The following is a 12434-nucleotide window of genomic DNA, read 5'->3' as shown; positions in this document are numbered from 1 at the left end:
AAAGATCGCACGCCATCCAATTTAAAGCAGAGCTCCTACAGAGCTGATGACTCCGCTCCGGTCCAACAGTTGGACCATCAGTACCGCTGCGACAAAGACGGGAAACGTCTCAAGAAAATTCCGCTGAGCCCGTTCAAGGCGGGCAGCAAGGGCCGATGGGCGTATGTCATCGCGCTTATCTTCTCGATTATTGGACTTTAGTTGGACATCGCCTCCCTAACGGGCAGGATTCCCGCGCAGCAAGGGTCCCGCCTTTTGTCTAACTGATTTGCAAAATTTGGGCGAGAGCTGGGGCATTTCCGAAGACCCTGGCCTGGAACGCGAAGGTCATTTGTCCCGGTAAAATCAGCACTCCTCGCCGATTCGCTGGCGCAATCATACCAACCGCAGCAGCCGCGTCTGACAGGCCAACCGTAGGCGCAACGGATCGACGCCAGCCGAAAGTACTATTGGGGCACGGTTCCTGAACATGTAGTGAGGCGCCTAATTAATTGCGCGTCGAACAGACGCAACGCACATGTTCGTGTTTCAAGAAAAAAGCGGGAGCGATCGAAATGTCTTCAATGGCGGCAACGGAAAAAGTTAGAACCGGAGGAATGACGAAGGACGAACGTTTCGTCATTCTGGCTTCGTCACTCGGCACGGTTTTCGAATGGTATGATTTCTACCTGTTCGGTTCGCTTGCCAGCGTGATCGGCGCACAATTCTTCGGCGTCATTGATCCCGCAACAAACCAGCCGATGTTCAACCAGGCCACCCGCGACATCTTCGCGCTGCTGGCGTTCGCCGCGGGCTTCATCGTTCGCCCGTTCGGCGCCATCGTGTTCGGCCGGGTCGGCGACATCGTCGGCCGCAAATACACCTTCCTCGTCACCATTCTGATCATGGGCCTGTCGACTTTCATCGTCGGCATCCTGCCCAATGCGGCGACCATCGGCATCGCGGCGCCGATCATCCTGATCGGCTTGCGACTGTTGCAGGGCCTCGCGCTCGGCGGCGAATATGGCGGAGCGGCGACCTACGTGGCCGAACATTCCCCGATGGGCAAACGCGGCTACTACACCTCGTTCATCCAGACCACGGCAACGCTCGGCCTGTTCCTGTCGCTGCTGGTGATCCTGTTCACCCGTACGGCGCTAGGCGAGCCTGACTTCGCTGCATGGGGTTGGCGCATTCCGTTCCTGGTCTCGGTGGTGCTGCTCGGCATCTCGGTCTGGATCCGGTTGCGGCTCAATGAATCGCCGGTGTTCCAGAAGATGAAGGACGAGGGCAAGAGCTCCAAGGCTCCGCTGACCGAAGCCTTCGCCAACTGGAGCAACGCCAAGATCGTAATTATCGCGCTGATCGGCGGCGTGATGGGCCAGGGCGTGGTCTGGTACACGGGCCAGTTCTACGCGCTGTTCTTCATGCAATCGATCCTCAAGGTCGACGGTTACACCGCCAACCTGCTGATCGCGTGGTCGTTGCTGTTCGGCACCGGCTTCTTCATCGTGTTCGGCGCGCTGTCCGACAAGATCGGCCGCAAGCCGATCATTCTGGCGGGCTGCCTGATCGCGGCGCTGACCTTCTTCCCAATCTTCAAGATGATCACCAGCAACGCCAACCCGGCGCTGGAAAAGGCGATCGAGACGGTCAAGGTCGAGGTGGTCGCCGATCCCAAGGCCTGCGGCGACCTGTTCAACCCGGTCGGCACCCGCGTCTTCACCGCGCCTTGCGACACCGCTCGCGCCTATCTCGCTCAGCAGTCGGTCAAGTATACGACCCGCTACGAAGGCACCGGCGTGAAGGTCGTCGTCAACGGCAAGGATGTGGCTTACACGGATGCCAAGACCTCGAACCCGGCGGTGCTGGGCGCGGTGCAGGCTGCAGGCTATCCGAAGGCCGGCGACGCCCAGATCGTGAAGATGGCGCACCCGTTCGACATCTTCAAACCGCGGGTCGCGGCGGTGATCGGGCTGTTGTTCATCCTGGTGATCTTCGTCACCATGGTGTACGGGCCGATCGCGGCGATGCTGGTCGAACTGTTCCCGACCAAGATCCGCTACACCTCGATGTCGCTGCCCTACCACATCGGCAACGGCTGGTTCGGCGGTCTCTTGCCCGCAACCTCGTTCGCGATCGTGGCCTCGACCGGCGATATCTACGCCGGTCTCTGGTACCCGATCATCTTCGCATCGATCACCGCGGTCGTCGGCTTCTTCTTCCTGCCGGAAACCAAGGACGTCGACATCACGAAGTAACCCGGTTTCGTCCGGCGGGCAGCCACCGGACGATCACAACAGGAACCGGCCGCGGAGCGATCCGCGGCCGGTTTTGTTTTTAGAGCGTTTTCGAGCGAAGTGGATACCGGTTCGCACAGCAATCAAGTTTACGCAGATTGCGTAGACTTATCTGCGGTAGAAAACGCGTCAAAACAGGAGTCTGGAGCTTCGGTTCTGATTCAATCAGGACCGAAGCTCTGGCGGGCGCGCATCAGGCGCTGCCGATAAACTGCAGCACGATCTCGCGCCGATGCGGCCGCGCCCGGTGCTCGATCAGATAAATCGCCTGCCATGTTCCCAGCGCCAGCGCGCCGCGCAGCACCGGGACCTGCAGCGAGGTCGCGGTCAGCATGGTCTTGATGTGCGCGGGCATGTCATCGGGGCCTTCGGTGTCGTGGCGCCATCCGGCGTTTTCGGGCGCGGCCCGGTTCAGCGCCGTCAAGAGATCGTCGAGCACCGTCGGGTCGGCATTTTCCTGGATCGTCAGCGACGCCGAGGTGTGACGGATGAACAGCGTCACCGCCCCTTCGCGCGCGCCGGCCTCGCGCACGAATTTTGCGATCTCGGCCGTGAGGTCGGTAAAGCCCGCTCCCGGGGTTTGCACAGTCAGCATTGAGGAGACGATGCTCGTCGCGGTGACGCTGGAGGATGGCGTGCGGGACAGCGATTTGGGTTGGGTCATAAGGCCTCATCTCTTCGTCGTCCCGGCCTTGAGCTCAGATGCGCAATTGCGCATCGGGGGACCCATACGCCGCGGGCGTCCTGATGAAAGGCAGTGGTCGACGACTCCCTTCGAACAACGACGCCCTGTGGTTATGGGTCCCGGCCTTCGCCGGGACGACGTGTTCAAATCCTGCCGTTGACGTCCTTCTGCACGCGGTTGGCCATCTCGATCAACCGCCGCCAGGCCCGCTCCAGGAACGACATCATGCGATCCATGTCGCGATCGCTCGGCAGTGGAATTTCGATCTTGCGTTCGCCCTCGGCGATCTTGGGGTCGTTCTTGGGCTCGCTCTTCTTCAGCGAGTCGGATTTCGGCATCGGCTCTTCGATCTTGCCGGCAACGGTCGGTTCGCGCGACGCAAGATCCTGCCTGAGCTTTTCATTGTCGGCCTGCAGCCGGCCGATCTCCGCATCCAGCGCCGCACGCTCATCGGGCACCGCGTAACAGGCCCAGCCCGCGCCCGAATTGCTGCAGGTCGAAATCGCGCCGGTTCGGGTATCGAGCCGCAGCACGCCATCCGGCGTCGAGGATAGCGCATAACGGCCGTTCTCCGTATCCGGCATCGCCTTCGGAGGCGCGGCGCTGGCGCTGGCAACACCCAGCGCCAGCACGGCAACAACGCAGAGAAACAATCTGCAGAGAAACATTCTGGAGGACGACGCTGTGCTCATGGGCTTGCTCCGCCTTAAAGACAGTACCGGTTTCCTCAACCGCCAGGACACACAGAGGCGCATCACACGACGCCCTGGACCTTTGAGCTATAGGCCGCGCGGCCGGACTTCAACGCGTCTCCCAGCAATTCTATCCGGTCCTGTCCCCAGAACACTTCGCCATCCAACACATAGACCGGCGAGCCGAACACGTCGGCGGCCAGCGCATCCTGGCGATTCTGCTCATAGGCCGTGCTGATCGCATCAGTGGCGGATCGCTCCACCAATTGCTTGCCGGGCAGCCCGGATTCGTCGGCCAGTTGCGCAATCGTCGCGGGATCGGCCAGATTGAGCTGATCCTCCCACACGCCGGCAAAGCCCCGCCGCAGAAACCGATCGGGATCGAGCCCGGCCTCGATCGCCGCGATCACGACACCGTCGGCGAGCCGTGCGTTGAACGGCCAATTCGCGGGTTGCAGATGGAATTTCAGGCCGCGCTTGTCGCGCCAGCGCTGCAGCTCGACCATCCGGTAGCGCTGCCGCACCGGATGGCGTTTCATCAGGGGCAACCCGCCGGTTTCCGAGAACAGATCGACCAGCACCACGGGCTTGTGATTTACCTTGAGATCATAGGCACTTACGAGCTCGCTAAACGGCCCATGGCCGATATAGGCCCACGGCGATTGAAACGAGAAATAGTAGTCGACCTGGCGCGGCATGCGGGCTCCGGGAACGGCTGATGATAGGCGCAAACGGCATCCCAACAGGTCAGCCGAATCGGCGCAAGATCGCCCCTTGCCGCGCCAGGGCCTTTTGTCCGAACGGCTTTTCCTGACGCGAACCGGCCTCTGCTTCGCTTCAAAACGCTTTTGCTGCTGCACTGCGATGACGGGTCCACAGGGTCGTGGAATATCTCTAAATAAATCCAGTTAAATCAATGCACTAACTGGTTACGGCGCAATCTTGACTTGATTAGACGCGGTAAGTATGGTCCGCGCGGCTTTTAAGGGTGACGGGCGTAATTTCCATCAACCGCAGCATCGTTTAATGTCTTGGGCATGGCCGAAGACAAAAGCGACAACGCAGGTGGAAATCGCGATCAATCGTCGTCCGATGAAGCTGCGCTTTCCGCAAGGCTCGGAAGTCTCGATCACCGGTTGTCCGAAATTCGTGACAGCCGAAAAATCAAGACTGATCAACCCGGTACTGAAAGCGGCGACAGGGCGGCCAGAGCTTCGGCGATGGCGCTTGGTTTCCGCCTTTCCTCGGAGTTGGTTGCGGGCGTTGCCGTCGGGGCAGGGATTGGCTGGGGTTTCGACTGGTTGTTGTCGACATCGCCGTTCGGTTTCATCGTGTTTTTGCTGCTCGGCTTCGTCGCCGGCGTGGTCAACGTGGTGAGATACGCGGGCGTAGCCTCGGGCAGACGCTGAGCGCCGACGGGAAGTCACGACATTTGAAATTCGATTGCCGGCAAGCTAGGCCGGCGGACCAAGGCCCGCGCGGATGAAAATCGACCCGATTCATCAGTTCAACATCGAGCCCCTCTTCACGATCGGCCATATCGGCAATCAGACGATCGCCTTCACCAACTCGTCGCTCTACATGTTCATCGCGGTGGCGCTGACGGCGGTGCTGATGCTCGGTGGCGGGCGGCAGCTGGTTCCCGGCCGCTTCCAGTCGGTCGCCGAAATCTCCTACGAGTTCGTCGCCAGCACCATTCGCAGCACCGCCGGCTCGGAAGGCATGAAGTTCTTCCCGCTGATCTTCACGCTGTTCATGTTCATCTGCGTCTCGAACCTCGTCGGCATCATTCCCTACACGTTCACGATTTCGAGCCACATCATCGTGACCGCCGCGCTGGCGTTCCTGGTGTTCTTCACCGTGCTGTTCTACGGCATCTACAAGAACGGCCTCAAGTTCTTCAAGATTTTCGTCCCCTCCGGCGTTCCGATCTACATCCTGCCGCTGGTCATGTTCATCGAAATCCTGTCGTTCTTCCTGCGGCCGGTTTCGCACAGCGTGCGTCTGTTCGCCAACATGCTGGCCGGGCACATCGCGCTGAAGGTATTCGCGGGCTTCGTCGCGATGCTCGGCGTCTCGCTGGGCGCGGTCGGCTGGATCGGCGGCATCCTGCCGCTGGCGCTCACCGTCGCCTTGACCGCGCTGGAACTGCTGGTCGCGTTCCTGCAGGCCTACGTGTTCGCGATCCTCACCTGCATCTACCTCAACGACGCCATTCATCCGGGACACTAAGCGGTCCGGAGAATTCCCACCCACAACTTCGTCTATCCCTCTAAGGAGCTCAAGAAAATGGAAGCATCAGCAGCAAAACTCATCGGCGCGGGCATCGCATGCATCGGCATGGGCGGCGCGGGCGTCGGCGTGGGCATCATCTTCGGGAACTACCTCGCCGCAGCGGTGCGCAATCCTTCCGCAGCCCAGGGCCAGTTCGGCAACCTGATCTTCGGCTTCGCCGTGACCGAAGCGCTCGGCATTTTCTCGCTGCTGATCGCGCTGCTGCTGCTGTTCGTTCCGCTCTGAGCTGCACCTTCCCGCGCCGCCCTCCGGCGGCGCGCATGACAGCAACAGGAGTACCCCGTGGCTGAAAAGAGTCAGGGCGCCCCCGCCAAGGGCCAGAAGACCGGCGCCCACACCGAAGCCGATGGTGGCCATCACGGCGGAGGATTTCCTCCGTTCGAGTCGAGCACCTTCGCTTCGCAGCTGGTGTCGCTGGTCATCGCGTTCGTCGCGCTTTACCTGATCGTGTCGCGCATTGCGCTGCCGCGCGTCGGCGGCGTGATCGATGCACGTCAGAATGCGATCGAAGGCGATCTGGCGGCAGCACAGAAGCTGAAGGACGAGTCGGACGCGGCGCTGAAAGCGTATGAGGCCGACCTGGCTTCGGCGCGCTCCCGCGCCCAGGCCATCGGCGCCGAGACCCGCGAGAAGCTGAACGCGGCCTCGGAAGCCGAGCGCAAGACGCTGGAAGACCAGCTCTCCGCCAAGCTTGCCCAGGCCGAGAAAACCATCGCGGCAACGCGCGAGACCGCCATGAGCAACGTCCGTGGCATTGCCGCGGATGCGGCCGGCGCGATCGTGCAGCGGCTGACCGGCGTGCTGCCCGACGGCGGCGCGGTGAACAGCGCCGTCGATGCTTCGTTGAAGGGATAGATGATGTTCGCCCTGCCAGAAACCTGGGTTGCCGTTGCGTTCGTCATCCTGCTGGCGCTGTTTGCCTATCTCGGCATCCATCGCACGGTGCTCAAGGCGCTCGACCATCGCGCCGAACGCATCAAGGCCGAACTCGACGACGCCCGCCGCCTGAAGGACGAGGCCGCCGCATTGCTCGCGGAATACAAGGCCAAGCGCACCAGCGCCGAGCGTGAGGCCGAGGAAATCATCTCCAACGCCAAGGCCGAAGCCGAGCGGATCGCGGTCGAAGCCAAGGCCAAGATGGAAGACTTCGTCGCCCGCCGCACCAAGACCGCCGAGAGCAAGATCGCCCTCGCCGAAGCGCAGGCGCTCGCCGACGTCCGTTCCGCCGCGGCCAATGCCGCAGTGGCCGCAGCGTCGACCATCCTGTTGCAGTCGGTAAAGGGCTCGGTGGCCGATGACCTGATGGCCAAGGGTATCGCCGAGGTTCGCGCCAAGCTGAACTGAGCGGTTTCAAATCAAGAGACGGAAGCCGGCGCGATCATTTCGCGCCGGTTTTTTATTGCGTGGGCGCCGCCTTCTTGCGCGGCGCCGGCCGCTCCGGCTTCAGGGCCTGCGGGTCGAAGCCGATGTAGAAGATGTAGTTGTCGCTGGTCCCGGGCGCAGGCACCGGATAGACTAGATCTTCGACCACCAGCGTAAAGGGTTCGCTGCCGGTCTCGGTCATGTTGACCGTGGTCTGATAGGCCTTGGTGGCAATGGTCTTTTCGCTGATCCCGCCCTGCACCACCGCGACGCGAAGCGGAACCTGCACCGACGACGGCGCGCCGGCAGGACCGGCAATGACGCGCCCCTGAATCCCGATCCGCGCGGTGATGACGCCGCCATTGAGGCTGCATTCCCGAGCCGTCTTGCCGATGGTCGCCTGGAAGCGCAAATCGTTGCCGACCGGCTGCTTGCCGGGCGCGGCCACGGCATAGGTCGACGCGCCGGCCCTGACCCTCACGTCCGGACAGGTCAGGTCGCCGATATCCTGTTCAGCTTTCGGCGCGGCGCCTGGGGCCGGTGCCGGCTCGTCCGACTTGCCGCCGAACAGGCCCTTGAAGCGGTCGGTCAGCGACTGCGCCGACGCAGGCTGCGCGAGGCCGCAGCCGAGCCCGGCCACGACCGTGGCCGCGAGTGCTACCCTGAACAACCGATCATTACCCATGCGACGTCCCCGGCATCCACGTCATCTCGAAGTTATCTTCCCCAGAGCATCGGATCAGAACCGACGCTCTGGATTCTTGTTTTGACGCGTTTTCTACCGCAGATAAGTCTACGCAATCTGCGTAAACTTGATTGCTATGCGAACCGGTATCCACTTCGCTCGAAAACGCTCCGGCGGCCTTATAGCAGGCCAATGGCGGCGAACCCAAGGCCGCCTAGAGGCGCGTAAAGGCCCTGAAATGATGGGTTAGCCGCGGAAATCCTCATGCAGCATGCCGAACAGCAGATGGTCCTGCCAGACACCGTTGATGCACAGATAGCGCCGCGCCAGCCCCTCGCGGGTAAAGCCGCATTTCTCGAGCACCCGGATCGAGGGCGTATTGGTAGGAATGCAGGCCGCCTCGATACGGTGCAAATTGAGCTCGCCGAACAGCGACGGCAGCAGCACCCGCAGCGCCGTCGTCATGTAACCGCGATGGGCATGGGGCTGGCCGACCCAGTAGCCGATGGTGCCGGCCTGCACGATGCCGCGGCGGACATTGGCCAGCGTGATGCCGCCGATCATGGTGCCATCCGATTCGCGGAAAATGATGAACGGATAGGACCGGTCGGCCGCGATATCCTCGGCATAGCGCCGCAGCCGCCGCCGGAAGCCGGCCCGGGTGAGGTCATCCGACGGCCAGATCGGCTCCCACGGCGTCAGATAGGCCCGGCTCGATTCGCGCAATTGCGCCCATTGCAGGAAATCCGCCATTTGCGGGGCGCGCAGCAACAGGCCGTGGCCGCGCGGCATGAGTGCGGCCGGTCCGCTGGATGGCAACCGAAACAGGGCCATGCCCTAACTCCCAAGCATCCTCTTACCTGTCTGGATCTTTTTCGGAAAACCGGTACCCACTTTTCCGGATCATGCTCCAGCGCAGCAACGTCCTAATGTAGCAAGCTGTTAATGTAACACGGTCTCAATGTAACAAGGTCTTGGCCTTCACCTTGGTCAATCCTTCCGCAAAAGTCACCGCCGTGTCCAGACCCCTGCCGCTGCCGAGCGCCACGACCGCCGGCCGGCTGCGCGAAAGCAGGCCCCGGGCGGCATTGCGGGTCGATTCCACGCTGACCGCGTCGATCCGGGCAACCAGCTCTTCCGCCGTCAGCGGCCGGCCGTAAGCCAGCATATGGCGGGCCAGCTGCTCGGCGCGGGAGGAACAGCTTTCCAGCGCCATCAGGAGCCCCGCCTTCATCTGCGCCTTGGCGCGGGCGATCTCGGCCTCGGTCAGGGTTTCCACCGCGTCATTGATGACGTCGACGATCACTTCCATCATTTCCGGCGCATCGTTCGGATCGGTGCCGGTATAGAGGCCGAAAAACCCGGTGTCGCTATAGGGCGCATGGAAGGTGTAGATCGAGTAGCACAGGCCGCGCTTCTCGCGCACTTCCTGGAACAGCCGCGACGACATCCCGCCGCCGAGCGTGTTGGTGAACACCTGCAGCGAGAACAGCGACAGGTCGGTCTGCGGCACGCCCTCGAGCGCCAGCGTCATATGCGCCTGTTCGAGGTCGCGATGCACGACGCGCGAGCCGCCCTTGCCGAACATCGCCGGCTGCGGTTTCGGCGCCGGGGTTGCTTCAAAGCTCGCAAAGCGCTGCGTCACTTCCTCGACGACGCGCTTGTGATCGACGGCGCCCGCCGCCGCCACCACCATGTCCGGCCCGCGATAATGCCGGGTGAGATAGCCGCGCAACATGTCGCGATCGAATTTCTTCAGCGTCTTGGTGGTGCCGAGCAGCGACCGCCCCATCGGCTGGTCCGGATAGCAGAGCTCGTTGAGATGCTCGAACACGACGTCATCGGGCGTATCCTGCGCCGCGCCGATTTCCTGGGCGATGACGCCCTTCTCGCGCTCGAGTTCGTCTGGCACGAAGGACGCATTGGCGAGGATGTCGGAGAGCACGTCGAGCGCCAGCGGCACGTCGGCCTTCAGCACCCGCGCGTAATAGGCGGTGGTCTCGGTCGAGGTCCCCGCATTGAGGTCGCCGCCAACCGCTTCGATCTCTTCGACGATCTCGCGCGAGGAGCGCCGCGTGGTGCCTTTGAATGCCATGTGTTCGAGCAGATGCGAGATGCCGTGCTCGTCGGGCTTCTCGTCGCGGCCGCCGACGCCGGCCCACACGCCAAGTGCGGCGGTCTCCAGATGGGGCATGCTGTCGGTAATGACGGTGAGGCCGGATGCTAGCTTGGTGACGTCAACGCTCATCCGGTAACTCCCTGCTTCGCGGCACGGCTCACCGAACGCACGAATCGCTCCACTTCGGCTGAATCGTTTTTCATCACCGTGATGTGTTCAGATTTGGTCATCAGGCCGTCGAGCCAGGCCGGCAATTGCGGTCGCACGCCGCAGGCGGCCTCGACCGCATCGGGGAATTTGGCCGGATGGGCGGTCGACAGCACGATATTGGGGATCTTCGAATCCGAGGTGTCGCGATCGGCCACCGCCAGCGCCACCGCGGTATGGGGATCGACGAGGTCGCCGGCCTCGCGCCAGGCGGCGCGGATCGCCGCCGCCGTCTCGGTCTCGTCGGCGCGCCCGGCGTCGAACTCCTCGCGGATCGCGGCCAGCGTCGCGTCCGGCAGCACGAAACGCTCGGACTGTTTCAGCGAGCCCATCAGCCGGCGCACGCTGGCGGCATCGCGGCGGCTCGCCTCGAACAGCAGCCGCTCGAAATTCGAGGACACCTGGATATCCATCGAGGGCGACGCTGACGCATGGACCTCGCGCACCTCGTAGTTGCCGGTTTTCAGCGTGCGCGGCAGGATGTCGTTGATGTTGGAGGCAATGCGCAGCCAGCGGATCGGCAGCCCCATCTTCTTGGCGGCGTAGCCGGCAAAGATATCGCCGAAATTCCCGGTCGGCACCGTGAAATCGACCGTGCGCGCGGGCGCGCCGAGCGCCACCGCCGAGGTGAAATAATAAACGACCTGCGCAACCACCCGCGCCCAGTTGATCGAATTGACACCCGACAGCGAGACCGCATCGCGAAAGCCGTGATGATTGAACATCTCCTTCACGATCGCCTGGCAGTCGTCGAAATTGCCTTCGATCGCCAGCGCGTGCACGTTGGCCGCGCCCGTCGTCGTCATCATCCGCCGCTGCACGTCGGAAATCCGGCCATGCGGAAACAGCACGATCAGATCGACATTGTCGAGACCGGCAAAGGCGTCGACCGCGGCACCACCGGTATCGCCTGAGGTCGCCACGACGATGGTGGTGCGTTGCGCGCGCTTGGCCAGCACGTGATCCATCAGCCGCGAGATCAACTGCATCGCGACGTCCTTGAACGCCAGCGTCGGACCATGGAAAAGTTCGAGGACGAACTGGCTCGCGCCGGTCTGCCGCAACGGCACCACCGCGGGATGGCGGAAGGTGGCGTAGGCTTCATTGGCCATGCGGCCGAGATCGGCGTCGGAGATCTCGCCGCCGGCGAACGGCCTGATCACCTCGACCGCGACTTCCCAATAGGGTCGTCCGAAAAATCCGGCGATGGTCTCGGGCGAAAGCTGCGGCCAGGTTTCAGGCACATAGAGTCCGCCGTCGCGGGCAAGCCCGGTCAGCATCACATCGCAAAAACCCAAGGTGGGAGCTTCCCCCCGCGTCGAAATATACCGCGTCAAACCGCCCTCCAAAGGCGCCAGCTTCCGCTAACCCTTTGATATCTGTGAATTATTACCCTTCGCCAACGACAAAGCGCGCGGCACCTTAAAGCGTTTTCGCTCCTTGTGAAATGCCGCAATGGCGAAAAGGTGAGTGCGGGGTAAGGGCGTTGGCGCGATTTGGCTGGCGTCGCCTCACCCGTCGCTGTCGTCACCCGCCACCGGGGGTCTCGCCTTCGGCGAGCCCGATGACAGGCTCCGGCGGGTGACCCAGTACGCCGCGGCTTCTCGATTCAATCACTGGCGCCTCTGGAATACTGGGTCGCCCGGCCAAGCCGGGCGATGACAGCCGGGTTGTGGCACGCCCATTCCGTCGTCATTGCGAGCCACCGGGTCGCGCGAACGCGCGCCCGATGACAGGCTCCGCGAAGCAATCCATCTCGCCGCACAAAGAAAGAATGGATTGCTTCCGCCTTCGCTCTTCGAGCTACGGCGGACAGGTCGTCGCTTCGCTCCTCGCAATGACGTCCACAACTGTCGTCCTCCGCGAAAGCGGGGGACCCAGTACGCCGCGGTTTCTCGGTTCTGTCACTAACGCCTCTGGAGGTGTGTGTTCGCATTCTCGCGACGCATTGCGCCCGAGCTTTACCTGGAAATTCCTTGCCCCCGAAATGAGAGGGCGCAGGGAAGACCGGGTGCGCGCTGCACCCGCGGTCCCGCGTGCGGTTTGCACAAAACAAAATGCACACGAGCATACAGGTCCAGCGGAGAACACCCGGCCTTCCCTGCGCAAT

General features: G+C 62.6%; 13 protein-coding genes and 1 pseudogene. 6 read left to right on the top strand and 8 right to left on the bottom strand.

Features of this window, described 5'->3' with window-relative positions; translation table 11 throughout:
• Positions 1–21 precede the first annotated feature (21 nt).
• A pseudogene (locus JQ567_RS39135) lies at positions 22–177 on the bottom strand (MAPEG family protein); the annotation flags it as partial.
• A 419-nt stretch (positions 178–596) separates the two neighbouring features.
• Here JQ567_RS39135 and JQ567_RS34045 point away from each other — a divergent pair.
• Entirely contained in the window at positions 597–2240 is a 1644-nt protein-coding gene (locus JQ567_RS34045; protein WP_212442873.1) for an MFS transporter, read from the top strand.
• 232 nt (positions 2241–2472) lie between these two features.
• On the opposite strand, the gene JQ567_RS34040 is transcribed toward JQ567_RS34045, so the two are convergent.
• From JQ567_RS34040 to JQ567_RS34030, 3 genes are all read right to left on the bottom strand, one after another.
• The gene (locus tag JQ567_RS34040; RefSeq protein WP_212442872.1) at positions 2473–2943 is read right to left on the bottom strand and encodes a secondary thiamine-phosphate synthase enzyme YjbQ; all 471 of its coding nucleotides are present in this window, start codon (positions 2941–2943) and stop codon (positions 2473–2475) included.
• A gap of 164 nt (positions 2944–3107) precedes the next feature.
• On the bottom strand, positions 3108–3656 hold the full coding sequence (locus JQ567_RS34035; protein WP_212442871.1) for a hypothetical protein: 549 nt from the start codon (positions 3654–3656) through the stop codon (positions 3108–3110).
• A 62-nt stretch (positions 3657–3718) separates the two neighbouring features.
• Entirely contained in the window at positions 3719–4354 is a 636-nt protein-coding gene (locus JQ567_RS34030) for a 2-hydroxychromene-2-carboxylate isomerase (RefSeq protein WP_212442870.1), read from the bottom strand.
• 339 nt (positions 4355–4693) lie between these two features.
• Between JQ567_RS34030 and JQ567_RS34025 the strand changes: the two genes are divergently transcribed.
• The 5 genes from JQ567_RS34025 to JQ567_RS34005 all read left to right on the top strand — a co-directional run bounded on the left by JQ567_RS34025 (position 4694) and on the right by JQ567_RS34005 (position 7295).
• Positions 4694–5065 (top strand): AtpZ/AtpI family protein, encoded by a 372-nt coding sequence (locus JQ567_RS34025; RefSeq protein WP_212442869.1) that lies wholly within the window; start codon positions 4694–4696, stop codon positions 5063–5065.
• Positions 5066–5138: 73 nt separating this feature from the next.
• Positions 5139–5888 carry a F0F1 ATP synthase subunit A gene (locus JQ567_RS34020; protein ID WP_192735361.1) on the top strand — a complete coding sequence of 250 codons (750 nt, stop codon included), beginning with the start codon at positions 5139–5141 and terminating at the stop codon, positions 5886–5888.
• 57 nt (positions 5889–5945) lie between these two features.
• Entirely contained in the window at positions 5946–6176 is a 231-nt protein-coding gene (locus JQ567_RS34015) for a F0F1 ATP synthase subunit C (RefSeq protein ID WP_192735362.1), read from the top strand.
• 57 nt (positions 6177–6233) lie between these two features.
• On the top strand, positions 6234–6806 hold the full coding sequence (locus tag JQ567_RS34010) for a F0F1 ATP synthase subunit B' (protein ID WP_212442868.1): 573 nt from the start codon (positions 6234–6236) through the stop codon (positions 6804–6806).
• 3 nt (positions 6807–6809) lie between these two features.
• Positions 6810–7295 carry an ATP F0F1 synthase subunit B gene (locus tag JQ567_RS34005; protein WP_212442867.1) on the top strand — a complete coding sequence of 162 codons (486 nt, stop codon included), beginning with the start codon at positions 6810–6812 and terminating at the stop codon, positions 7293–7295.
• 52 nt (positions 7296–7347) lie between these two features.
• Here the strand turns inward: JQ567_RS34005 and JQ567_RS34000 are convergent, their stop codons facing one another.
• From JQ567_RS34000 to thrC, 4 genes are all read right to left on the bottom strand, one after another.
• On the bottom strand, positions 7348–7998 hold the full coding sequence (locus JQ567_RS34000; protein ID WP_212442866.1) for a hypothetical protein: 651 nt from the start codon (positions 7996–7998) through the stop codon (positions 7348–7350).
• Between the two features lie 246 nt (positions 7999–8244).
• Complete coding sequence (locus JQ567_RS33995) at positions 8245–8832, bottom strand: GNAT family N-acetyltransferase (protein ID WP_212386404.1); 588 nt, start codon at positions 8830–8832, stop codon at positions 8245–8247.
• A 124-nt stretch (positions 8833–8956) separates the two neighbouring features.
• Positions 8957–10246 carry a pitrilysin family protein gene (locus JQ567_RS33990; protein ID WP_212442865.1) on the bottom strand — a complete coding sequence of 430 codons (1290 nt, stop codon included), beginning with the start codon at positions 10244–10246 and terminating at the stop codon, positions 8957–8959.
• Entirely contained in the window at positions 10243–11661 is a 1419-nt protein-coding gene (thrC, locus tag JQ567_RS33985; RefSeq protein ID WP_212442864.1) for a threonine synthase, read from the bottom strand. Before thrC ends, JQ567_RS33990 begins: the two co-directional genes overlap by 4 nt.
• Positions 11662–12434: the final 773 nt, after the last annotated feature.

This window comes from Bradyrhizobium sp. AUGA SZCCT0431 (genome assembly GCF_018131065.1).
Classification (GTDB): Bacteria; Pseudomonadota; Alphaproteobacteria; order Rhizobiales; family Xanthobacteraceae; genus Bradyrhizobium.
This window is presented reverse-complemented; position numbering and strand designations above follow the sequence as displayed.